Consider the following 22,543-nt stretch of genomic DNA (forward strand, 5'->3'; position numbering starts at 1 on the left):
TTTCCAATGCCCCTCTCGCTACTCATTCTGGCGCTCAGCGCTTTCGCCATCGGGACCACCGAGTTCGTGATCATGGGGTTGCTGCCCGATGTCGCTGCGGACCTTGGTGTGTCGATCCCGGGCGCAGGCTGGCTCGTCACCGGTTATGCACTGGGTGTAGCTATCGGGGCGCCATTCATGGCGCTGGCAACTGCCAAATTGCCGCGCAAGGCAGCCCTGGTGGCGCTGATGGTGATATTTATCATCGGCAACCTGCTCTGCGCACTGGCCAGTGATTACAACGTGCTGATGTTTGCCCGTGTGGTAACCGCCCTGTGTCACGGCGCGTTCTTCGGTATCGGCTCGGTAGTGGCTGCAGGCCTGGTACCGGCCAACAAGCGCGCTTCGGCAGTGGCGCTGATGTTCACCGGTTTGACCCTGGCCAATGTGCTGGGCGTGCCCCTGGGTACCGCACTCGGTCAGGCGGCAGGATGGCGTTCGACGTTTTTCGCGGTGACCGTGATTGGCGTGGTGGCGTTGGTTGGCCTGATCCGCTTCCTGCCTGCCAAGCGTGACGAAGAGAAACTCGACATGCGTGCCGAACTGGCCGCACTCAAGGGCGCTGGCATCTGGCTCTCTCTGAGCATGACGGCGCTGTTTTCCGCATCGATGTTCACTCTGTTCACCTATGTCGCGCCCTTGCTGGGCGATGTCACCGGCGTCTCGCCCAACGGTGTGACCTGGACCTTGTTGCTGATCGGCCTGGGCCTGACCGTGGGCAATATCATCGGCGGCAAGCTGGCAGACAAGCGTCTGGCCGCGACCTTGATCGGCGTGTTCATCTCGATGGCGGTTATTTCCACCGTTCTTAGCTGGACCAGTGTCGCGCTGATTCCGACCGAGATCACTTTGTTCCTCTGGGCCACCGCTTCGTTTGCCGCCGTGCCCGCACTACAAGTGAACGTCGTGACCTTCGGCAAGGCCGCCCCCAATCTGGTATCCACCCTGAACATCGGTGCTTTCAACATCGGCAACGCGCTGGGCGCCTGGGTTGGCGGCAGCGTGATTGCCCACGGCTTCGGCCTCACCAGCGTGCCACTGGCTGCCGCGGTTCTGGCGGTTCTGGCATTGCTGGTCACCCTGATTACTTTTCGCCAGAACGGCAATCCCGAACTGGCCACTGCCACACATTGATCCTTGAGAGGGCTGCATAAATGACCACGATTTTCGATCCGATCAAGCTGGGCGACCTTGAACTGCCTAACCGCATCATCATGGCCCCCCTCACCCGCTGCCGCGCCGATGAAGGGCGGGTTCCAAACGCGCTGATGGCTGAGTATTACGTTCAGCGCGCGTCGGCAGGGCTGATCCTGAGCGAAGCCACTTCGGTAACGCCAATGGGCGTCGGCTACCCTGACACCCCCGGCATCTGGTCTGCCGACCAGGTTCGCGGCTGGGGCAACATCACCAAGGCGGTCCACGCGGCCGGTGGCCGTATCGCGCTGCAGTTGTGGCACGTTGGCCGGATCTCCCACGGGATGTATCTGAACGGCGAAGCCCCTGTTGCACCAAGTGCCATTGCAGCTAAAGGGCATGTAAGCCTGGTGCGTCCAAAGGTGGATTTCCCCACCCCACGCGCACTGGAAACTGCCGAGATTGCAGACATTGTCGAGGCTTACCGTGCCGGCGCCGAGAACGCCAAGGCCGCAGGCTTTGACGGCGTAGAAATCCATGGTGCCAATGGTTACTTGCTCGATCAGTTCCTGCAAAGCAGCACCAACAAGCGCACCGACCAGTACGGCGGCTCGATCGAGAACCGCGCCCGCCTGCTGCTCGAAGTCACCGATGCCGCCATTGATGTCTGGGGTGCCGGCCGGGTTGGCGTGCACTTGTCGCCACGTGCCGACCTGCACGACATGGGTGATGACAATCTGGCTGAAACCTTTGGCTATGTCGCCCGTGAACTCGGCAAGCGCGGTATCGCTTATATCTGTGCCCGCGAGCATGAAGCGCCAGACAGCCTCGGCCCACAGCTCAAAGCAGCCTTTGGCGGCCCGTACATCGTCAATGAGAGCTTCACAAAAGACAGTGCCAATGCCTGGATCGCAGCGGGTAAAGCCGATGCTGTCGCGTTCGGTGTGCCATTCATTGCCAACCCGGACCTGCCAGCACGCCTGAAGGCCGATGCACCGCTCAATGAAGCAGACCCGCAGACCTTCTATGCTAAAGGCCCTACCGGGTACATCGACTATCCAGCGCTGTAACGCCTGACCCGGGAACAGGGGCACACTGCACCTGTTTTCTGTCTGTAACGCAAAACGCCCAGGGCCATTGCCCTGGGCGTTTTGCGTTTGATTCGGGTAACAGGCTCAACGATGAATCGCCGCTGCAGCCACTTTTTTCAAGGCAAAAAAAGGGGCGGTTTGACCCGCCCACATTTTTTCCCTATTCCCTTTTGTCCCTTTCATCATCCTGATGAATCACGTCCTGCGATTGTCCCTGAGCACTCATCCTTGAGCACTGTGTCGATCCGTCGGCACAGTTGAGATACTAAAGACTTTAAGAATGGCTGCAAGCGCATCAGTTAGGGTTTTTAAATCCGGAGCAGACTTAACAAAACAATAAAAATGTTTAAATTCAATTAGTTACAACTTATGAAAGTCAGAAGCAGACTATCCGCAAGCCTGTTTTCGCCCTTGGCTTACATGAAAGGTAAGCAAAGGCTTACAGCCCATGACAGATAAAGTTCCAACCCCTGCCTGACTGCACTTTTGAGACTGACCGGTCACCCGCACGCACTCAAAAAAACCCCTTGGCAGCAGCGGTCCAGATTCTGCGGGCACAAAAAAGCCCCGAATATTTCGGGGCTTTTTAGCGAGCAGGATGCCTGTTACTGAAACAGCGACTCACTGGACAAACCGTTGCGCTCAAGGATCTCGCGCAAACGCTTGAGCCCCTCGACTTGAATCTGCCGAACACGTTCGCGTGTCAGACCAATCTCCAGACCAACATCTTCGAGGGTACTGCTTTCATGACCACGCAACCCGAAACGGCGAATCACCACCTCACGCTGCTTGTCTGTAAGTTCAGACAACCACTGATCGATACTTTGCGACAGGTCATCGTCCTGAAGCAGCTCGCAAGGATCTGTAGGTCGATCATCTGTCAGGGTATCGAGCAGGGTTTTATCGGAATCAGGGCCTAAAGAAACATCCACCGAGGACACCCGCTCATTCAGTCCAAGCATGCGCTTGACCTCTGCGACGGGTTTTTCGAGCAGATTGGCAATTTCTTCAGGGGAAGGTTCGTGATCGAGCTTTTGCGTAAGTTCGCGTGCAGCCCGCAAATAGACATTGAGCTCTTTGACGACATGAATCGGCAAACGAATGGTGCGGGTCTGATTCATGATCGCCCGTTCAATCGTCTGGCGTATCCACCAGGTGGCGTAAGTCGAGAAACGGAAACCGCGCTCGGGGTCAAACTTCTCTACTGCGCGAATCAGTCCCAGGTTGCCCTCTTCAATCAGATCCAGTAGCGAGAGCCCACGATTGACGTAGCGACGGGCGATTTTCACCACCAGACGCAAGTTACTTTCAATCATGCGCTTGCGCCCGGCCGGATCTCCACTTTGCGACAAGCGCGCAAAATGAACTTCTTCTGCTGGGGAGAGTAACGGAGAAAAGCCAATTTCATTGAGATACAGCTGGGTCGCATCGAGCGCCCGGGTGTAGTCAATGTACTTGTGCTGTTTTGTAGCGGTCGCTTTTTTGGACTTGGTGCGGGCAGTAGGGGTTGATTCGTCGTCTTCTGACATCAAGTCGCTGTCGATGCCGGAGTCCATAAGGAGCACCTCATCGTCGATGTCAAACCCCGGGGCTTCTTTACTGAGAGCCATTGTTGTAGTCCTTTGGTGAGTTCGACCTCAAGCTCAAGCTTCGCCTATATCCTTGGCAATGCTGGAGCCTGTTCCTTAACTACATCAGGAACAGGCTGGTAAGCGATCAACGGCGTGGAAGGAATTGCAGTGGATCTACAGGTTTACCCTGACGGCGAATCTCAAAGTGAAGTTTCACCCGGTCTGTACCAGTTGACCCCATTTCGGCAATTGTCTGTCCGACCTTGACCTGCTGCCCCTCCCGAACCAACAGCCTACGGTTGTGGCCGTAAGCACTGACGTAGGTATCGCTGTGCTTGATGATGACTAATTCGCCGTAGCCCCTCAATCCACTGCCGGCGTAAACAACTGACCCATCAGACGCAGCCAAAACAGGCTGCCCCAAATCTCCGGCGATATCAATACCTTTATTCAAACTACCGTTTGAAGAAAATTTGCCAATCAAAATGCCATTAGAAGGCCATCCCCAGCCTTTGGGAGCAGGGCCTGCAGGCAGTGCCGCAACGGCCGCTGGCGCAGCTGCTGCGGTGCTCGCGCGTTTGATTACCGTGGTTTTGCTGCCTGCAGAATTCGAGACGACAGTCGTGGTGGTGCCACCTGCGGGCAGGGTTCCGGCACGTCCGTCAAAGCGAATTGTTTGACCTGGGACAATAGTGAAAGGAGCCGCAATATTGTTTTTCGCCGCTAGAGCCTTCCAGTCCCAGCCGTAGCGAAAAGCAATTGAGAACAACGTGTCGCCACGTCGCACCACGTATTGCCCGGTTGTTACCGCCGGACGCTGAGCGACCCCGTTGCGGTCAACCACACGCACGCCATTCTTGGGTGTGCTGGAGCACGCGGCCAACAAAACCAGGACGGCACTCAGGCATAGACCGACTACCAGTCTGTGATAGCTTTTGGTTCCCATACGCTGCGCAATGACTGTGAGACTCACCCGCCGCTCCCTTTGAAGATGGCTAAATATTAGTACGCCAGTATTGGCCATGGTTTGGCGCAAGTATAACTGGCAACACAGCTTTACAGACGGCAAAGCCAAATCATAAAAAATTCAGGCAACGACAGAGCCCGACCGCTGCGCAGTATGACCTGCACCCGGCCCCATAATTCAGCAGGGCCGAACAAAGACTCAGGCCAGGGGCCCGTTGAGCAGCGGCACAAAGCGCACATTGCCGATCACCCGCCGGGCAAAACCGTGCTCTTCACGTACGATCAGCATCAATTGCTGAACCTCGCCTGCACCCACCGGAATCACCAGGCGCCCGCCGGGGGCCAATTGATCCAGCAGCGCCTGGGGTACATCGGTCGCCACCGCGGTCACGATAATGCCGTTATAAGGCGCCAGCGCAGGCCAGCCTTCCCAGCCGTCGCCCCATCGGAACACCAGGTTACGCAGGTTGAGCTCGAGCAGTCGCTCCTTGGCCCGATCCTGCAACACCTTGATTCGTTCTACGGAAAATATTCGCTCGACCAGCTGCGAGAGAACCGCGGTCTGATAACCCGACCCGGTCCCAATCTCCATGACCTTGTCCAGCGGGCCGTCCTCAAGCAGCAACTCGCTCATGCGGGCGACCATATAAGGCTGGGAGATGGTCTGGTTGTTGCCTATGGGCAGCGCCGTGTCTTCATAGGCCCGGTGCGCCAGTGCTTCGTCCACGAACAGATGCCGTGGCGTACGCCGAATAACCTCAAGCACTTTCTGGTTAACGATGCCCTCTTCCCGCAGGCGCTGAATCAGCCGCTCCCGGGTACGCTCGGAGGTCATGCCAATGCCGCGATGCATCAGGCCATCCTGTTCACGCCCCATCACCCCAGACCCTCCAGCCAGACACCGAGGCTTTTGAAACCATCGCCAAAAGTGCGGTCAAGTTGCAGCGGCGTGATCGAGACATAGCCCTGCATCACGGCATGGAAGTCCGTTCCCGGGCCGCCATCCTCTGCATCGCCGGCAGCCGCAATCCAGTAGCCGGCCTTGCCACGCGGATCCACAACCCGAACCGGCGCCGCAGCACGGGCACGATGCCCCAGACGCGTAAGTTGAATACCGCGAATTTTATCGAGCGGCAGATTGGGAATATTCACGTTCAGGACCGTACGCGGCGGCAAGTCCAGCACCCCGTGCGCTTCAACCAGCTTGCGGGCGAAATAGGCCGCTGTCGGCAAGTTGTCCAGTTGACGCGACACCAACGAAAACGCGAACGAAGGGTGATCGAGAAAACGCCCCTCAAGCGCCGCAGCCACAGTTCCTGAATACAGCACATCGTCACCCAGATTGGCACCCAGGTTAATTCCCGAGACCACCATGTCCGGCTGCTGCTCCAACAGACCATTAAGGCCCAGGTGAACGCAATCGGTCGGCGTGCCATTAATGCTGATAAAGCCATTGGCCAGGGTGTGCGGATGCAAGGGCCGATCCAGCGTCAGTGAACTGCTCGCCCCGCTTTTGTCTTGCTCGGGCGCAATCACCACGCACTCGCAATAATCGGCCAGCGCGCCATAAAGCGCGGCCAGACCCGGGGCAGTGACCCCGTCATCGTTTGAAATCAGAATACGCATAGGCTGTCCGTTTGACCCAAAGGCACCAGATCAACAAGTTCTCGCACCAGGACAGTAGCGAAGCATCCGGCCGGCAGAACAAATTCCAGTTGCAGAATGTCAGGCTCCGGATAATGCCACGTCAACCGGCCAATGGGCAGCCGCAGGATACGCCGTTCATGGCTCATGCCTGCTCGAACCAGCCAGTCACGCAAATCAGCTTCGCGCCCGGCAATGGACTGTTCCAGTTCATGGGTTGCACCGGTGGTCGGCGACTCGCCCTCGCCCCACAAGGGACCGGTGGGATGAAGGTCGAGAATGCTCAGTCGCGGGTCGCTGCATTCAGCCTCACCCGCCGCAAAGAAACTGCGACTGTCGGTAAAGGCCAGTAAATCGCCAACCTGTGCACGTTGCCAGCTACCATCGGCTACCCGCGCCGCCAGCACCTGATTGAACAGATAACTGCGAGCGGTGGACAACAGCCGCGAGCGCACATTGCGCTGCTCCGGCAAGGCTTTGCGCGCCGCATAGTCACGGGCCTCACCCAAATTACCGCCCTGCCAGCCGAAACGCTGGGTGCCGAAATAGTTCGGTACGCCCTGTTTGGCGATCAGTTCAAGACGTTGCGCCAACGCTTCCTTGTCCCCGGCCAGTTGCGTCAGGCGCAGGGTGAAACCGTTGGCAGCATGGGCGCCGCGTTGCAACTTGCGTTTGTGGCGTGTGCTTTTGAGAATTCGCAGGGTGTCGTTTTCAGCGCCCGACATGTCAGGATCGGCCTTGCCCGGCAACTGCACGCTGAACCACTGGCGCGTCAGGGCCTGACGGTCTTTCAAGCCTGCGTAACTGACCGTACGCAGCGGCACGCCTGCGGCCTTGGCGATCCGCCGTGCGGCTTCTTCAGTGTTCAGCCCCCGCTTCTCGACCCACAACCACAGATGCTCGCCATCACCGGACAACGGAATATCCAGCACTTCATCAACCTGGAAGTCTTCAGCCGTGGCCTTGAGCACCGCGGTCCCCAAAGGCTCGCCGTAAGCCAGCGGCCCCAGCAGATCAAACTCGTTCATCCGCGAACCAACAACGCGACGCAATGCACAGCGATGCCTTCTTCACGACCGACAAAGCCGAGCTTTTCGGTGGTGGTGGCTTTTACGTTTACCTGGTCCAAATCAACCTCTAGATCCGCCGCAATCAGCGCGCGCATCGTTTCAATATGCGGCGCCATTTTTGGCGCCTGGGCAATGATGGTGTTGTCGACATTGCCGACTTTCCAACCTTTGGCATGGATCAGCCCGACGACATGACGCAACAGGACGCGGCTGTCTGCGCCCTTGAAAGTCGGGTCGGTATCAGGAAAGTGCTTGCCGATGTCGCCCAGCGCCGCAGCGCCCAGCAAAGCATCGCTGAGTGCGTGCAACAGCACGTCGCCATCAGAATGGGCCAACAGCCCGAATTTGTGGGAGATCCGCACGCCGCCCAGGGTTATAAAATCGCCTTCAGCAAAACAGTGCACATCATAGCCGTGGCCAATACGCATAAAAAAACGCCCCGATTAAGTCAGGGCGTGATTCTACCCACTATTAAGCGCTTAGTGCGCTCGCGTGGTGACGCAAGTGGTCGTCAATAAAGCTGGCGATGAAAAAATAGCTATGGTCGTAGCCCGGCTGCAGACGCAAGTTCAACGGATGACCCGCCAGTTTCGCAGCCTGCTGCAGTGCCTCGGGCTTGAGCTGCACACTCAGAAAGTCGTCCCGATCTCCCTGATCCACCAATAGCGGCAGCTTTTCACGGGCCTCGCTGATCAAAATGCACGCGTCCCATTCACGCCACCGCGAGCGCTCATCCCCCAGATAATGGGAGAAGGCCTTTTGCCCCCACGGGCAATCCATCGGGTTGCTGATCGGCGCAAAAGCGGACACCGACTGATAGCGCCCCGGATTGCGCAACGCACAAACCAAAGCTCCGTGGCCACCCATGGAGTGTCCGCTGATCCCGCGTTTTTGCGAGGCAGGGAAATGCGCTTCAACCAATGCCGGCAATTCCTGCACCACATAATCATGCATGCGGTAATGCTGAGCCCAAGGCTGCTGCGTTGCGTTCAGGTAAAAACCTGCACCCAGGCCGAAATCCCAGGCGCCATCCGGATCATCCGGAACCCCGTCGCCACGGGGGCTGGTGTCCGGCGCCACAATAATCAGCCCCAGCTCGGCGGCCATTTTCATAGCGCCGGCCTTGTGCATGAAGTTTTCATCGGTACAGGTCAAACCCGACAGCCAGTACAACACCGGCAGCCTGGCGCCCTGCTCGGCCTGGGGCGGCAAGTACACGGCAAATACCATGTCGCAACCCAGCACTTCAGAACGGTGCCGGTAGCGCTTGTGCCAGCCACCGAAGCTTTTCTGGCATGAAATATTTTCCAGTGTCATGGACAGCTCCAAGCTTTCAGCTGCAAGCCACAAGTAAAAGCGGGCATGTGTTTCTCCCGCTTATAGCTTGTAGCTTGCAGCTCTTCGTCAGAAGTGGATTACAGTACGAATGCTTTTGCCTTCGTGCATCAGGTCGAAAGCCTTGTTGATGTCTTCCAGGCCCATGGTGTGGGTAATGAAAGTGTCCAGCGGGATTTCGCCGGTTTGCGCCATGTCGACATAGCTTGGCAACTCAGTGCGCCCACGCACGCCACCAAAGGCCGATCCACGCCAGACTCGGCCGGTGACCAACTGGAACGGACGGGTCGAAATTTCCTGACCGGCACCGGCGACACCGATGATGACGGACTCGCCCCAACCTTTGTGGCAGCACTCCAGTGCCGCACGCATCAGTTGCACATTGCCGATGCACTCGAAAGAAAAATCGACGCCGCCGTCAGTCATGTCGACTATCACTTCCTGAATCGGGCGATCAAAGTCCTTCGGGTTGACGCAATCGGTCGCGCCCAGTTGCCTGGCGATTTCAAACTTGCCCGGGTTGATATCGATGGCAATGATCCGCGCGGCCTTGGCCTTTACTGCGCCGATCACCGCTGAAAGGCCGATGCCGCCCAGGCCGAAGATGGCTACGGTGTCGCCCGGCTTGACCTTGGCAGTATTGATCACGGCACCAATACCCGTGGTGACACCACAACCCAGCAGGCAGACCTTCTCCAGCGGTGCGTCTTTTTGAATCTTGGCCACCGAGATTTCCGGCAACACGGTGTATTCCGAAAAGGTAGAGGTGCCCATGTAATGGAAAATTGGCTGCCCTTTGTAGGAGAAGCGCGTGGTGCCGTCCGGCATCAGGCCTTTACCCTGGGTGGCACGAATCGCCTGACACAGGTTGGTTTTGCCTGACAGGCAGAATTTGCACTTGCGGCATTCCGGCGTGTACAGCGGGATGACGTGATCGCCCACTGCGACGGAGGTAACACCTTCGCCGATCGCCTCAACTATAGCGCCGCCTTCATGGCCCAAAATCGACGGAAAGATGCCCTCCGGATCGGCCCCCGACAAGGTGTAGGCATCGGTATGGCATACACCCGAAGCCACCACCCGCAGCAACACTTCACCCGCCTTGGGCATCGCAACGTCAACTTCGACGATTTCCAGCGGTTTCTTGGCCTCGAAGGCTACGGCAGCACGTGACTTGATCATCAATCGACTCCAGCAAAGTTAAAACAAGACCAGGAGTGTAAATCAGCGCTGACTGATTAATAATCCGGACAAAAGCAAAACATTATTGCCATACAGGGATAATCAACTGTGAATGAGAGCCGCTGGGAAGGCATTGATGAGTTTGTTGCGGTGGCCGAATGCGGCCAGTTCACCGCTGCTGCAGAACGCCTTGGCGTGTCCTCATCGCACATAAGCCGCCAGGTCGCCCGACTCGAAGAACGCCTGCAAACCCGCCTGTTTTATCGCAGTACGCGCCGGGTAACCCTGACCGAGGCCGGTCAGACATTTTTACAGCACTGCCAGCGCTTGCAAGACGGCCGCGAAGAAGCCCTGCGTGCAGTCGGCGACCTGGCCAGCGAACCCAAAGGCATGCTGCGAATGACCTGCGCCGTGGCCTACGGCGAACGCTTTATCGTGCCGCTGGTGACACGTTTTATGGGGTTGTACCCGCAGTTACGGGTCGATATCGAACTGAGCAATCGTCCATTGGATCTGGTGCACGAGAGCCTTGATCTGGCCATCCGCCTGGGCCGGCTGCAGGACTCACGACTGGTGGCCACCCGCCTGGCACCACGACGTATGTATCTGTGTGCATCGCCGTCCTACCTGGAACATTACGGCCGCCCCCATAGCCTGTCGGAATTGAGCCGCCACAACTGTTTGATTGGCAGCTCAGATCTATGGCAATTGCAGCAGGACGGGCGCGAATTTTCGCAGCGGGTGCAAGGCAACTGGCGCTGCAACAGCGGGCAGGCAGTACTGGATGCAGCCCTGCTGGGGGTCGGGCTGTGCCAGCTACCGGACTATTACGTGCTGGAGCATTTGAAGACCGGGGCTCTGGTGTCTTTGCTAGAAACTCATCAGCCACCCAATACCGCGGTTTGGGCGCTCTATCCGCAGCAACGGCACTTGTCGCCAAAGGTCAGGAAGCTGGTGGACTATCTGAAGGAAGGATTGGCAAAGCGTGAGGAGTATTTGGGTTAGAAACCTGTAGCAACGAGCTTGCCTCGCCATCTTTTGATCTTTTAAAAGATCGCGAGGCAAGCTCGCTGCTACAGAGGGATCAACGATTGACCCAGCGCAACCGCAGCCACTCGAGGTCCTCGGGGCGGGTCACCTTGATGTTGTCCGAGCGACCCTCGATCAGGCGCGGCGCGAGGCCCGCCCACTCCATGGCTGAGGATTCATCAGTGATTTTGGCATCTGCCACCAGGCTATCAGCCAGGGCCCGGTGCAATGCTCCCAGACGGAACATCTGCGGCGTGTACGCCTGCCAGATCAGACTGCGATCGACGGTTTCAACCACACGGCCATGCTTGTCGACGCGCTTGAGCGTGTCCCGCGCAGGAACCGCCAGCAAGCCACCGACCGGGTCGAGGGCCAGTTCGCGCAGCAATTTGTCCAGATCTTCACGGGACAGGTTCGGGCGTGCGGCATCGTGAACCAACACCCAATCGTCATCAGACGCGCCCAGTGCATGCAGATGCAGCAACGCATTGAGCACCGAATCGGCACGCTCGCGCCCGCCCTCTACCCGGGCGATCCGTGGATCGGCGGCACAGGGCAAGGAAGGCCAAAAAGGGTCATCAGAAGCAATGCTGACCACCAGCCCCTTGAGGCCCGGATGGTCAAGAAAACAGCCGAGGCTGTGTTCCAGAATACTGCGCCCGCCCAACTGCAAATACTGCTTGGGACGGTCCGCGGCCATACGGGCACCAACGCCCGCGGCAGGAATCACGGCCCAGAAGGCCGGTGACAGGGAACTCATTGGGCCAACTGGTAGAGGGTTTCGCCCTCCTTGACCATGCCCAACTCATGGCGAGCACGTTCTTCAACGGTCTCCATGCCTTTTTTCAACTCCAGAACTTCCGCATCCAGCACACGGTTGCGCTCCAGCAATACTTCGTTTTCAGCATGCTGATCGGCGATTTGCTGGGTCAGGTCGGTAACCTGCGCCAAACTGCCATTCCCCACCCACAGGCGATACTGTAGGCCAGCCAGCAGCAAGAGCAAGATGAGAAACAACCAATTAGGACTGCGCATCGAATATCAGGTATCCAGTGAAAAGACAGCCATGCCGAAAAACGTAAACAACCAATAGTACAAAGCCTGGAGAACCCAGGCTTGTACAGATTCAGATTAGTGTCAAAAAACTCGTCTAAGCGAAAATTCCGACACAACCTGCTGTCTTTTTACCACCAACTGCTTAGCCGCGAAACTCGCTGCGACCGTTGTACTTGGCTTTTGCGCCCAATTGCTCTTCGATACGCAGCAATTGATTGTACTTGGACACGCGATCCGAACGGCACAGAGAGCCGGTCTTGATCTGGCCAGCCGAAGTACCCACTGCCAGATCGGCAATGGTGGAATCTTCGGTTTCGCCGGAACGGTGCGAAATCACTGCAGTGTAACCAGCGGCCTTGGCCATCTGGATAGCTTCCAGGGTTTCGGTCAGGGTGCCGATCTGGTTGAACTTGATCAGGATCGAGTTGGCGATCTTCTTATCGATGCCTTCTTTCAGGATCTTGGTGTTGGTTACGAACAGGTCGTCCCCTACCAGCTGAACTTTCTCACCGACTTTGTCGGTCAGGATTTTCCAGCCATCCCAGTCAGACTCGTCCAGGCCATCTTCAATGGAGATGATCGGGTAGCGCTGAGTCAAACCTTTGAGGTACTCGGCAAAACCTTCGGAGTTGAACACCTGGCCTTCGCCAGACAGGTTGTACTTGCCGTCTTCGTAGAATTCGCTGGCCGCACAGTCCAGAGCCAGGGTCACGTCAGTGCCCAGGGTGTAACCGGCATTGGCGACAGCTTCGGAGATCACTTTCAGTGCATCTTCGTTGGAAGCCAGGTCAGGTGCGAAACCACCCTCATCGCCCACTGCAGTGCTCAGGCCACGAGCCTTGAGTACAGCTTTAAGGTGATGGAAGATTTCAGTACCCATGCGCAGCGCGTCGGAAAAGGTCTTGGCGCCAACCGGCTGCACCATGAACTCTTGAATGTCGACGTTGTTATCTGCGTGCTCGCCACCGTTGATGATGTTCATCATCGGTACCGGCATCGAGTAAACACCCGGGGTGCCGTTCAGGTTGGCGATGTGTGCGTACAGCGGCAGGTCCTGGTCCTGAGCCGCAGCCTTGGCAGCTGCCAGGGATACAGCGAGGATGGCGTTAGCGCCCAGGGAACCTTTGTTTTCAGTGCCGTCCAGCGCAATCATCGCGTGGTCCAGCGCTTTTTGATCAACCGGGTCTTTACCCAGCAGCAAATCGCGAATCGGGCCGTTAATGTTGGCAACGGCTTTCAAAACGCCTTTGCCCAGGTAACGGCTCTTGTCGCCATCACGCAGTTCCAGCGCTTCACGGGAACCGGTGGAAGCACCGGAAGGCGCGCAAGCACTGCCGATGATGCCGTTGTCGAGAAGCACGTCCGCTTCCACGGTGGGGTTGCCACGGGAGTCGAGAACTTCACGACCTTTGATGTCGACGATTTTTGCCATTGTTGTAAACACTCCAAAGTTGACGAAAACGACGCAGCTGAGGGAAATTTTGTCATCATCGACAAGGGCCAATCTGCAGGCAGCCTTGAGGACGATAAGGTTCGGAGCCAGGGGTCCGAGAAATCGTGCGGTACTTTACCGGAGAAACGAGGGTGATGCGGTTTCTATTGTCGGAAAACTCTTCACAGAAGTGTCTGCCGCAGACATCGGCGACCGCGGCTGCCAAGGCAAACACGTGGTCGTCGGTAGTCGGTAGCACGCAAAAACCAGGGTGATCTTCTGGAAAGTCCGCCAGAACCTGCGCGGACTTTCCATTACACCCTGCTGCTTAAGCGTTTTTTTCGTGCTGAGCCAGTGCAGCCTTGACGAAACCCGTGAACAACGGATGACCGTCACGTGGCGTGGAGGTGAACTCCGGGTGGAACTGGCAAGCAACGAACCAAGGATGATCCGGTGCTTCAACCACTTCTACCAGCGCGCCGTCACCGGAACGACCGGTTACTTTCAGGCCGGCTTCCATCAGTTGAGGCAGCAGGTTGTTGTTCACTTCATAGCGATGGCGATGACGTTCAACGATCACGTCCTTGGCATAGCAGTCGTGAACCAGAGAGCCGGCGGTAAGCTGGCAGTCCTGTGCACCCAGACGCATGGTGCCGCCCAGATCCGAAGTTTCGGTACGGGTTTCAACAGCACCGGTGGCGTCTTCCCACTCAGTGATCAGGCCCACAACCGGGTGGCCGCTGTTGCGATCGAACTCGGTGGAGTTGGCGTCTTTCCAGCCCAGCACGTTACGTGCGAACTCGATAACCGCCACTTGCATGCCCAGGCAGATACCCAGGTATGGCACCTTGTTTTCGCGAGCATATTGAACCGCAGTGATCTTGCCTTCTACGCCGCGCAGACCGAAGCCGCCCGGAACCAGAATGGCATCGACACCTTCCAGCAGTTCAGTACCTTTGTTTTCGATGTCTTCAGAATCGATATAACGCAGGTTGACCTTGGTACGGTTGGAAATACCGGCGTGGCTCATCGCTTCAATCAGCGACTTGTACGCATCCAGCAGTTCCATGTACTTGCCGACCATGGCGATGGTGACTTCGTGCTCAGGATTGAGCTTGGCGTCGACCACTTGTTCCCATTCGGACAGGTCGGCGCTGTTGCATTCCAGACCGAAACGCTCAACGACAAAATCATCCAGACCCTGAGCGTGCAGCATGCCCGGGATACGGTAGATGGTGTCGGCGTCTTCCAGCGAAATCACCGCACGCTCTTCAACGTTGGTGAACAACGCGATTTTGCGACGCGAGGAAATATCGACATGGTGATCGGAACGGCAGATCAGAACATCTGGCTGCAGGCCGATGGAACGTAATTCTTTAACCGAGTGTTGCGTTGGTTTGGTTTTCGTTTCGCCAGCAGTGGCGATATACGGAACCAGAGTCAGGTGCATCAGCATGGCGCGCTTGGCGCCTACTTCGATGCGCAGCTGACGGATTGCCTCGAGGAACGGTTGCGACTCAATGTCACCCACAGTGCCGCCAATCTCAACCATCGCTACGTCGGCATCGCCGGCGCCCTTGATGATTCGACGCTTGATCTCGTCGGTGATGTGCGGAATTACCTGGATGGTTGCACCCAGGTAATCACCACGGCGCTCCTTGCGCAGGACGTGTTCGTAGACACGGCCCGTGGTGAAGTTGTTGTTCTGGGTCATGGTCGTGCGGATAAACCGCTCGTAATGACCCAAGTCCAGGTCGGTCTCTGCGCCGTCGTGTGTGACGAACACTTCACCGTGCTGGAACGGGCTCATGGTGCCCGGATCAACGTTGATGTAGGGGTCCAGCTTCAGCATGGTGACCTTAAGTCCCCGCGCCTCCAGGATGGCTGCCAATGAAGCCGAGGCAATGCCTTTCCCCAATGAAGAAACAACACCGCCCGTGACGAAGATGTAGCGCGTCATGAAAAACCCTAGAAGTCTGCGTTAAAGCGGTCAGAGCCGCCGGGGAAAGCGAAGGAAGGCCGAAGCCCCCAATCACCAGCATTAGTCACAGTGCACCTTTCGAAAAACTGCTGCGTTGAAACAGACCGATGGAAACCAACGGTTCGATACAAGCCACACATTTTTTTAAAATCGCCCAGCAAAGACTGCTTGGTAATCGGCAACATCTGCAATTCTGGTGAATCTACAGAAGTTGTATCAAGAAGGGAGCGTAGTCTACCGGAAACACCCTTTCAGCTCAAACCTTGATCGCTCTTAGTTGGCAGCCAGTGCAATTGCCAGCGTCCACAGGGGCCGCAGTCCAGTCCCGGGAGGTTTGCCACTGCCAATAACTGCCCGTTTACATACAGAAGCGGCAATCTGCCACGGACAAATAATGGCAACCCCTGCTCGTTGAGCAGTCGCTTCAGGTCACGATGACCACGGTTTTTCACCGTCATCACCTCGCCCCCCTGACGATAGCTCACTTGCACGGAGCCATCGGGTATATCCCCCGACAGACGTAACTGGCCGTTGCCGGGCAATATCAGTGGTTGATGCGGGTTGTGCCATTGCACAGAAGCTGGCGGCTGGCGCAACCAGTCACCGGCCAGCCACCAGATCCTCCCGCCTGCACGGTGCAACTCGCCTTCGGCAAGTTTCCAGAGCGGTTGCCCGTCGCCCCGGGCATCGCGCAAGGCATCCCAACCGGCCCAATGATCGGTATCCGGTAATTGACTGAATGCCGCCAGCCAGTAACGCAACGCATTGCGTTGCCGGGCCGGTGACAGGCAGGTGATCGGCGCAAGCTCCAGCGAGGGCAAGCCGAGCCAGTCGAACTCGCTGACCGCCCCCGCAGCTTGCAGGTCCTGCCGGGCCAGGTCATCGAGCAGGCCCTGCGCCTCGGCACAGTGGGCCGCACTGCGCGCCATGCTGGCGGCTGCTTGCGGCCAGCGCCGGGTCAGCAGCGGGAAAATCTCATGGCGCAAATAATTTCGCGAAAAGTCGGTCTGCTGATTGGACGGATCTTCAATCCAGCTCAGGCTGTGTTCCCGCGCGTAGGCCTCCAGGACGGTGCGCGACACATCCAGCAAAGGTCGACATAAATTGCCTTCACCCAGCCGACGCTGACGCGGCATCGCAGCCAGGCCGCTCACTCCGGCCCCGCGCAGCAGACGAAACAGCAGGGTTTCCGCCTGGTCGTCGCGATGCTGACCGGTGAGCAGCACCTCTTGCGCTCGCGTAAGCGTCACGAACGCCTGATAGCGAGCCTCACGGGCCGCACGCTCAAGACTTGCTCCGGCCTGCACATGCACATGTACAACCTGCAGCGGCACTCCCAGCGCATCACAGAGTGCCTGGCAGTGGGCCGGCCACGCGTCTGCCGCAGCCTGAAGACCATGATGGACATGGATGGCGCTCAGAGGAGGCAGAGAACGGGTTTGACGAAGTTGAGCGAGAACATGCAGCAACACGGTCGAATCGAGACCGCCGGAGAGCGCTACATGCCAGGCCCTGGCATTGCGCCAGGGCTCGAGGGCTTTGAGAAGCAGGATTGAGAGGTTGGACATCGCACAATCCTGTAGGAGCTAGCCTTACAACGCAGCAACGAAGAGCTCGCGCGCAAGCTGGCTCCTACAATGCCCCTGTCAGAGACCGTAGCTCATCAGTCGCTCATAGCGACGCTTGAGCAACGCTTCGTGATCGAGTTTATTGAGCATGTCCAGCTGGGAGGCAAGCTCGGCACGAATCGAAGCGGAAGCCGCCACCGGATCACGGTGCGCGCCACCCAATGGCTCGGTGATGACCTTGTCAACAATACCCAGACCTTTCAAACGCTCGGCAGTAATGCCCATCGCTTCGGCAGCATCCGGCGCCTTTTCGGCGGTTTTCCACAGAATCGATGCACAACCTTCCGGCGAAATCACCGCATAGGTCGAATACTGCAGCATGTTCAACTGATCGCAGACGCCGATTGCCAGCGCACCACCCGAACCACCTTCACCGATAACAGTGGCAATGATCGGGGTTTTGAGGCGCGACATCACCCGCAGGTTCCAGGCGATTGCTTCACTCTGGTTGCGCTCTTCAGCGTCAATCCCCGGGTAAGCGCCAGGGGTGTCGATGAAGGTCAGGATCGGCATCTTGAAACGTTCGGCCATTTCCATCAGACGGCAAGCCTTGCGGTAGCCTTCCGGGCGCGGCATGCCGAAGTTGCGGCGTACCTTTTCACGCACTTCACGGCCCTTCTGGTGACCAATCACCATCACTGGCTGATCGTCCAGACGGGCAATACCGCCAACAATGGCAGCGTCGTCCGAGAAATGGCGGTCGCCGTGCAGCTCATCGAACTCGGTGAAGATGTGCTCGATATAGTCCAGGGTGTAAGGACGGCGCGGGTGACGGGCCAGACGGGCAATTTGCCAGCTGGTCAGCTTGCCGAAAATATCTTCAGTCAGCGTTTTGCTTTTGTCTTGCAGACGAGAGATTTCATCGCTGATGTTCAGCGAATTGTCGTTACCAACCAAGCGCAACTCTTCGATTTTGGCTTGCAGGTCAGCAATCGGCTGTTCGAAATCAAGAAAATTCGGGTTCATAAGCATCCGTCTTGGGTCGGCGGCAAAGCATGCCAGAAGAGTTAAAACCCAGCATTTGCTGGTGCTTTTAACCGAACTGGGGCAGCCGGTTGATCTGTATCGCGCCTACCTTAAGGGACAGGCGCTCTCAGGTCGAGATTAAAAATTCGGGTCGAGGTCAGGGCGCTTCTCGCACCCCTGACCGTCAACGGTATTGGAGGAAGACGTTGTCTCGCCCAAACTGGTCACGCAAGGCTTGAATCAAGCTGTCAGCCGGATCGATTCTCCAGGTCTCGCCAAACTGCAGCGTCGCCTTGGCCCCCACTCCGGTGTATTCCATGGTGATCGGGCATGCGCCGCGGTGTTTCTTGAACAAATCGCCCAGCCAGCGCAGTTGATCACCTTTGAGCGCGGACTGTACAACTTTCAGACGCAGGCTTTCGGCCAGGCTGGTTCGGGCGTCTTCCATGCTCATCACACGCTTGACCCGCAGGCGCAGGCCGCCGGAGAAGTCGTCATTGCTGACCTCACCTTCGACCACCACCATCGCATCCGTCTGCAACAGCGATTGCGCCGAATGGAATGCCTCGGCAAACAGCGAGGCTTCAATCCGTCCCGACCGGTCGTCGAGGGTGATGAAGCCCATCTTGTCGCCTTTTTTGTTCTTCATGACCCGCAAAGCGATGATCATGCCGGCGACCGTTTGAGTATCCCGGGCCGGCTTGAGATCAATGATCCGCTGACGGGCAAAACGGCGGATCTCGCCTTCATACTCGTCAATCGGATGGCCGGTCAGGTACAGGCCCAGGGTGTCTTTTTCGCCCTTCAAACGCTCTTTGAGCGTTAGTTCCTTGGCCTTGCGGTGATTGGCGTAGACGTCGGCATCCGCCTCGACAAACAGGCCGCCAAACAGATCGGCGTGCCCGCTGTCGTGGGTGCGGGCGGTTTGTTCGGCAGCCTTGATCGCCTCTTCCATCGCAGCCAGCAATACCGCGCGATTCTGGTCGATACTCGCCTGCCAGGCCTTGGGTTCATCATGGAAAAACGGCCCCAGACGGTCCAGCGCACCGCTACGGATCAGACCATCCAGGGTTCGCTTGTTGATGCGTTTGAGGTCGACCCGGGCGCAGAAATCGAACAAATCGGTGAACGGACCGTCCTGGCGAGCTTCGGTGATGGCCTCTACTGGCCCCTCGCCTACGCCCTTGATCGCACCCAGACCGTAAATGATCCGCCCTTCATCGTTAACCGTGAACTTGAACTCCGAAGCATTCACATCCGGCGCGTCGAGACGCAGCTTCATGGTGCGAATTTCTTCGATCAAGGTCACGACCTTGTCGGTGTTGTGCATATCCGCCGACAGTACCGCAGCCATGAACGGCGCCGGGTAATGGGTTTTCAGCCATGCCGTCTGGTACGACACCAGACCGTAGGCGGCAGAGTGGGATTTGTTAAAGCCATAACCGGCAAATTTCTCTACCAGGTCGAAAATGTTACCGGCAAGGTCGCCATCGATATTGTTGTTGGCACAACCCTCGATAAAGCCGCCGCGCTGCTTGGCCATTTCTTCGGGCTTTTTCTTGCCCATGGCCCGGCGCAACATGTCGGCACCACCCAGGGTGTAGCCGGCCATGACCTGGGCAATCTGCATCACCTGTTCTTGATACAGAATGATGCCGTATGTCGGGGCCAATACCGGCTTGAGCCCTTCGTACTGGTAGTCCGAGTGCGGGTACGCCAGTTCGGCACGACCGTGTTTACGGTTGATAAAGTCATCAACCATGCCTGACTGCAGAGGCCCCGGACGGAACAGGGCCACCAGTGCGATCAAGTCTTCCAGGCAGTCGGGCTTGAGCTTTTTGATCAGCTCCTTCATGCCCCGCGACTCAAGCTGGAACACTGCAGTGGTTTCGGCCTTTTGCAGCAACTGATAGGTCGGCTTGTCATCCAGCGGAATGAAAGCGATATCCAGAGGCGGCTCGTCTACCTTGGCGCGATCACGGTTGATGGTTTTCAGCGCCCAGTCGATGACTGTCAGGGTCCGTAGCCCCAGGAAGTCGAACTTCACCAGACCGGCCGACTCAACGTCGTCCTTGTCGAACTGGGTTACCAGGCCGCCGCCCTCTTCGTCGCAGTAAATCGGCGAAAAGTCGGTAAGTTTGGTCGGCGCGATTACAACGCCACCCGCGTGCTTGCCAACGTTACGGACTACGCCCTCGAGCTTGCGGGCCATGTCCCAGATCTCGGCCGCTTCTTCATCGACCTTGATGAAGTCGCGCAGGATTTCTTCCTGCTCGTAGGCTTTTTCCAGGGTCATGCCGACTTCGAACGGAATCATCTTCGACAGACGGTCCGCCAGGCCGTAGGACTTGCCCTGGACCCGGGCCACGTCACGGATTACCGCCTTGGCAGCCATCGAACCAAAGGTAATGATCTGGCTTACCGCGTTGCGACCATACTTTTCGGCTACATACTCAATGACCCGGTCTCGACCATCCATGCAGAAGTCGACGTCGAAGTCGGGCATCGATACCCGTTCCGGGTTAAGGAATCGTTCAAACAGCAGGTCGTATTCCAGCGGATCAAGGTCGGTGATCTTCTGCACATAGGCCACCAGTGACCCGGCACCCGACCCTCGACCCGGGCCAACGGGTACGCCGTTGCTTTTAGCCCACTGGATAAAGTCCATTACGATCAGGAAGTAACCGGGGAACCCCATCTGGATGATGATATCCAGTTCGAAATTCAGCCGGTCGACATACACCTGGCGCCTGGCGTCATAGTCTTCGGTGGTGTCTTTAGGCAGCAGAACGCTGAGGCGATCTTCCAGACCGTCAAAGGACACCTTGCGGAAATACTCATCGATGGTCATGCCATCGGGAATCGGGAAGTTGGGCAAAAAGTGTTTGCCCAGTTTTACTTCGATGTTGCAGCGCTTGGCGATTTCAACCGAGTTCACCAGCGCCTCTGGCAAATCACTGAACAGCTCGGCCATTTCTTCGGCGCTTTTCAGGTACTGCTGGTCGCTGTAGTTTTTCGAGCGGCGCGGGTCGTCCAGCGCCCGGCCTTCACCGATGCAGACACGGGTTTCGTGGGCTTCGAAGTCTTCTTGCCTGATGAAGCGCACATCGTTGGTCGCCACCAGTGGCGCGCCGACTGTCTCTGCCAGCGCTACCGCTGCATGCAGGTGCTCTTCGTCATTGGGACGTTTGGTGCGTTGAACCTCGAGATAGAACCGGTCCGGGAATACGGTCATCCATTCGCGGGCCAGAACCTCGGCCTCTTCAGTGTTGCCACTGATCAGCGCGATGCCGATTTCACCCTCCTTGGCTGACGAAAGCATGATCAGGCCTTCAGCAGCCTCGGCTACCCATTCGCGCTCGATAATGACCTGGCCGTTACGCTGACCATCAATAAAGCCACGGGAGATCAGTTCAGTCAGATTGCGGTAGCCGACGCCATTCATCGCCAACAGGCTAAGGCGACTCACCGGGTTTTCCGGGTCTTTGTTCGACAACCACAGGTCAGCCCCGCAAATCGGCTTGATCCCGCCGCCCATGGCCGCTTTATAGAATTTGACCAAAGAACACATGTTGTTCTGGTCGGTCACCGCCACGGCGGGCATATTCATCCCGGCCAGGGTTTTGATCAGCGGTTTGATCCGCACCAGGCCATCGACCAGGGAGTATTCAGTGTGCAGGCGCAGGTGAACGAATGAAGCCGGCATGGTGATCCTGTCTTTAAGCTTTGAGAAACAACAAGGCCCGGATTGTACCGGGCCTTGGCAAAAACATCAGCCTTGGGGCTAAATCTCGGTCGCCTCGCGGGCTTCCCAGGCCCGACGCACCGGACCAAACGAACGCCGGTGTATCGGCGTGGGACCAAGGCGTTCCAGCGCCTCGAGGTGTACCGGGGTCGGATAACCCTTGTGTCCGCCGATGCCATAGCCGGGATAGATCAACTCAAAGGCGGCCATCTCCCGGTCACGACTGACCTTGGCCAGAATCGAAGCCGCTGCAATCGCCGGAACCTTGCTATCGCCTTTAACCACGGCCTCAGCCGGCATCGCCAGTTTAGGGCAGCGGTTGCCATCGATCATGGCCAGCTTGGGGGTAATGCTCAGGCCTTCGACAGCCCGCTGCATGGCCAGCATGGTGGCGTGCAAAATATTCAGCTCGTCGATTTCTTCAACTTCGGCCCGGGCAATACACCAGCTCAGGGCTTTTTCGCAGATTTCGTCGTAAAGCTTTTCACGCCGCGCTTCGGTGAGCTTTTTCGAATCATTGAGCCCGGCGATGGGACGCGCAGGGTCAAGAATTACCGCTGCGGTCACTACCGCGCCGCACAACGGCCCGCGGCCCACCTCATCGACGCCGGCCACAAGGTCTTCGGCCAGATCGACCAGATTGAAGTCCAGCCCGATTTGCATGGTTACTTTAC

At 57.5% G+C, this 22,543-nt stretch carries 19 protein-coding genes; 3 read left to right on the top strand and 16 right to left on the bottom strand.

The features are described from left to right. Positions 1-6 precede the first annotated feature (6 nt). Together JQ848_RS17410 and JQ848_RS17415 are read left to right on the top strand one after the other, a co-directional pair. On the top strand, positions 7-1,173 hold the full coding sequence (locus JQ848_RS17410) for an MFS transporter (protein ID WP_202210980.1): 1,167 nt from the start codon (positions 7-9) through the stop codon (positions 1,171-1,173). A 20-nt stretch (positions 1,174-1,193) separates the two neighbouring features. Beyond that, positions 1,194-2,243 (top strand): alkene reductase, encoded by a 1,050-nt coding sequence (locus tag JQ848_RS17415; protein ID WP_010655952.1) that lies wholly within the window; start codon positions 1,194-1,196, stop codon positions 2,241-2,243. Between the two features lie 626 nt (positions 2,244-2,869). Here the strand turns inward: JQ848_RS17415 and rpoS are convergent. The 8 genes from rpoS to JQ848_RS17455 all read right to left on the bottom strand — a co-directional run bounded on the left by rpoS (position 2,870) and on the right by JQ848_RS17455 (position 10,032). After that, a complete protein-coding gene (rpoS, locus tag JQ848_RS17420; protein WP_010655953.1) occupies positions 2,870-3,874 on the bottom strand; it encodes an RNA polymerase sigma factor RpoS in 1,005 nt (334 codons plus the stop codon). A 106-nt stretch (positions 3,875-3,980) separates the two neighbouring features. Beyond that, positions 3,981-4,808 carry a peptidoglycan DD-metalloendopeptidase family protein gene (locus JQ848_RS17425; RefSeq protein ID WP_003440517.1) on the bottom strand — a complete coding sequence of 276 codons (828 nt, stop codon included), beginning with the start codon at positions 4,806-4,808 and terminating at the stop codon, positions 3,981-3,983. Between the two features lie 192 nt (positions 4,809-5,000). Beyond that, positions 5,001-5,636 (bottom strand): protein-L-isoaspartate(D-aspartate) O-methyltransferase, encoded by a 636-nt coding sequence (locus JQ848_RS17430; protein WP_003440502.1) that lies wholly within the window; start codon positions 5,634-5,636, stop codon positions 5,001-5,003. A gap of 41 nt (positions 5,637-5,677) precedes the next feature. Then, the gene (gene surE, locus JQ848_RS17435) at positions 5,678-6,427 is read right to left on the bottom strand and encodes a 5'/3'-nucleotidase SurE (RefSeq protein ID WP_003440501.1); all 750 of its coding nucleotides are present in this window, start codon (positions 6,425-6,427) and stop codon (positions 5,678-5,680) included. Next, positions 6,415-7,473, bottom strand: coding sequence for a tRNA pseudouridine(13) synthase TruD (truD, locus tag JQ848_RS17440; protein WP_010655956.1), 1,059 nt, complete (start codon positions 7,471-7,473; stop codon positions 6,415-6,417). The genes surE and truD overlap by 13 nt, the downstream gene beginning before the upstream one ends. After that, positions 7,470-7,943: a 2-C-methyl-D-erythritol 2,4-cyclodiphosphate synthase gene (gene ispF, locus JQ848_RS17445; RefSeq protein ID WP_010655957.1), complete on the bottom strand. Its 474-nt coding sequence runs from the start codon at positions 7,941-7,943 to the stop codon at positions 7,470-7,472. The genes truD and ispF overlap by 4 nt, the downstream gene beginning before the upstream one ends. 43 nt (positions 7,944-7,986) lie before the next feature. Continuing rightward, positions 7,987-8,832 (bottom strand): S-formylglutathione hydrolase, encoded by an 846-nt coding sequence (gene fghA, locus JQ848_RS17450; protein ID WP_003440495.1) that lies wholly within the window; start codon positions 8,830-8,832, stop codon positions 7,987-7,989. A gap of 87 nt (positions 8,833-8,919) precedes the next feature. Continuing rightward, entirely contained in the window at positions 8,920-10,032 is a 1,113-nt protein-coding gene (locus JQ848_RS17455; protein ID WP_003440492.1) for an S-(hydroxymethyl)glutathione dehydrogenase/class III alcohol dehydrogenase, read from the bottom strand. Positions 10,033-10,140: 108 nt separating this feature from the next. Here JQ848_RS17455 and JQ848_RS17460 point away from each other — a divergent pair, with 108 nt between their 5' ends. Beyond that, the gene (locus JQ848_RS17460; RefSeq protein ID WP_003440489.1) at positions 10,141-11,037 is read left to right on the top strand and encodes a LysR substrate-binding domain-containing protein; all 897 of its coding nucleotides are present in this window, start codon (positions 10,141-10,143) and stop codon (positions 11,035-11,037) included. Between the two features lie 79 nt (positions 11,038-11,116). Here JQ848_RS17460 and ispD read toward each other — a convergent pair whose 3' ends face one another. The 8 genes from ispD to rnhB form a co-directional block, all read right to left on the bottom strand. After that, positions 11,117-11,821 carry a 2-C-methyl-D-erythritol 4-phosphate cytidylyltransferase gene (gene ispD / locus JQ848_RS17465; RefSeq protein WP_003440486.1) on the bottom strand — a complete coding sequence of 235 codons (705 nt, stop codon included), beginning with the start codon at positions 11,819-11,821 and terminating at the stop codon, positions 11,117-11,119. Next, the gene (ftsB, locus tag JQ848_RS17470) at positions 11,818-12,096 is read right to left on the bottom strand and encodes a cell division protein FtsB (protein WP_003440483.1); all 279 of its coding nucleotides are present in this window, start codon (positions 12,094-12,096) and stop codon (positions 11,818-11,820) included. The genes ispD and ftsB overlap by 4 nt, the downstream gene beginning before the upstream one ends. 163 nt (positions 12,097-12,259) lie before the next feature. Continuing rightward, a complete protein-coding gene (eno, locus tag JQ848_RS17475; RefSeq protein WP_003440481.1) occupies positions 12,260-13,549 on the bottom strand; it encodes a phosphopyruvate hydratase in 1,290 nt (429 codons plus the stop codon). 328 nt (positions 13,550-13,877) lie between these two features. After that, positions 13,878-15,509, bottom strand: coding sequence for a CTP synthase (locus tag JQ848_RS17480; protein ID WP_003440470.1), 1,632 nt, complete (start codon positions 15,507-15,509; stop codon positions 13,878-13,880). A 272-nt stretch (positions 15,510-15,781) separates the two neighbouring features. Next, positions 15,782-17,098, bottom strand: coding sequence for a tRNA lysidine(34) synthetase TilS (tilS, locus tag JQ848_RS17485; protein WP_202210981.1), 1,317 nt, complete (start codon positions 17,096-17,098; stop codon positions 15,782-15,784). 78 nt (positions 17,099-17,176) lie between these two features. Continuing rightward, positions 17,177-18,124: an acetyl-CoA carboxylase carboxyltransferase subunit alpha gene (locus tag JQ848_RS17490; protein WP_003440465.1), complete on the bottom strand. Its 948-nt coding sequence runs from the start codon at positions 18,122-18,124 to the stop codon at positions 17,177-17,179. A gap of 184 nt (positions 18,125-18,308) precedes the next feature. Further along, positions 18,309-21,830, bottom strand: coding sequence for a DNA polymerase III subunit alpha (dnaE, locus tag JQ848_RS17495; RefSeq protein ID WP_003440462.1), 3,522 nt, complete (start codon positions 21,828-21,830; stop codon positions 18,309-18,311). A 78-nt stretch (positions 21,831-21,908) separates the two neighbouring features. Beyond that, positions 21,909-22,532: a ribonuclease HII gene (rnhB, locus tag JQ848_RS17500; RefSeq protein WP_003440459.1), complete on the bottom strand. Its 624-nt coding sequence runs from the start codon at positions 22,530-22,532 to the stop codon at positions 21,909-21,911. Positions 22,533-22,543 lie beyond the last annotated feature (11 nt).

The organism is Pseudomonas paraversuta (assembly GCF_904067025.1).
GTDB lineage: Bacteria > Pseudomonadota > Gammaproteobacteria > Pseudomonadales > Pseudomonadaceae > Aquipseudomonas > Aquipseudomonas paraversuta.

Coding starts and splice junctions, on each gene's coding strand:
- JQ848_RS17410 (WP_202210980.1), top strand. CDS start 7: ATGCCCCTCTCGCTACTCATTCTGGCGCTCAGCGCTTTCGCCATCGGG.
- JQ848_RS17415 (WP_010655952.1), top strand. CDS start 1,194: ATGACCACGATTTTCGATCCGATCAAGCTGGGCGACCTTGAACTGCCT.
- rpoS (WP_010655953.1), bottom strand. CDS start 3,874: ATGGCTCTCAGTAAAGAAGCCCCGGGGTTTGACATCGACGATGAGGTG.
- JQ848_RS17430 (WP_003440502.1), bottom strand. CDS start 5,636: ATGACCTCCGAGCGTACCCGGGAGCGGCTGATTCAGCGCCTGCGGGAA.
- surE (WP_003440501.1), bottom strand. CDS start 6,427: ATGCGTATTCTGATTTCAAACGATGACGGGGTCACTGCCCCGGGTCTG.
- truD (WP_010655956.1), bottom strand. CDS start 7,473: ATGAACGAGTTTGATCTGCTGGGGCCGCTGGCTTACGGCGAGCCTTTG.
- ispF (WP_010655957.1), bottom strand. CDS start 7,943: ATGCGTATTGGCCACGGCTATGATGTGCACTGTTTTGCTGAAGGCGAT.
- fghA (WP_003440495.1), bottom strand. CDS start 8,832: ATGACACTGGAAAATATTTCATGCCAGAAAAGCTTCGGTGGCTGGCAC.
- JQ848_RS17455 (WP_003440492.1), bottom strand. CDS start 10,032: ATGATCAAGTCACGTGCTGCCGTAGCCTTCGAGGCCAAGAAACCGCTG.
- ispD (WP_003440486.1), bottom strand. CDS start 11,821: ATGAGTTCCCTGTCACCGGCCTTCTGGGCCGTGATTCCTGCCGCGGGC.
- ftsB (WP_003440483.1), bottom strand. CDS start 12,096: ATGCGCAGTCCTAATTGGTTGTTTCTCATCTTGCTCTTGCTGCTGGCT.
- eno (WP_003440481.1), bottom strand. CDS start 13,549: ATGGCAAAAATCGTCGACATCAAAGGTCGTGAAGTTCTCGACTCCCGT.
- JQ848_RS17480 (WP_003440470.1), bottom strand. CDS start 15,509: ATGACGCGCTACATCTTCGTCACGGGCGGTGTTGTTTCTTCATTGGGG.
- tilS (WP_202210981.1), bottom strand. CDS start 17,098: ATGTCCAACCTCTCAATCCTGCTTCTCAAAGCCCTCGAGCCCTGGCGC.
- JQ848_RS17490 (WP_003440465.1), bottom strand. CDS start 18,124: ATGAACCCGAATTTTCTTGATTTCGAACAGCCGATTGCTGACCTGCAA.
- dnaE (WP_003440462.1), bottom strand. CDS start 21,830: ATGCCGGCTTCATTCGTTCACCTGCGCCTGCACACTGAATACTCCCTG.
- rnhB (WP_003440459.1), bottom strand. CDS start 22,532: ATGCAAATCGGGCTGGACTTCAATCTGGTCGATCTGGCCGAAGACCTT.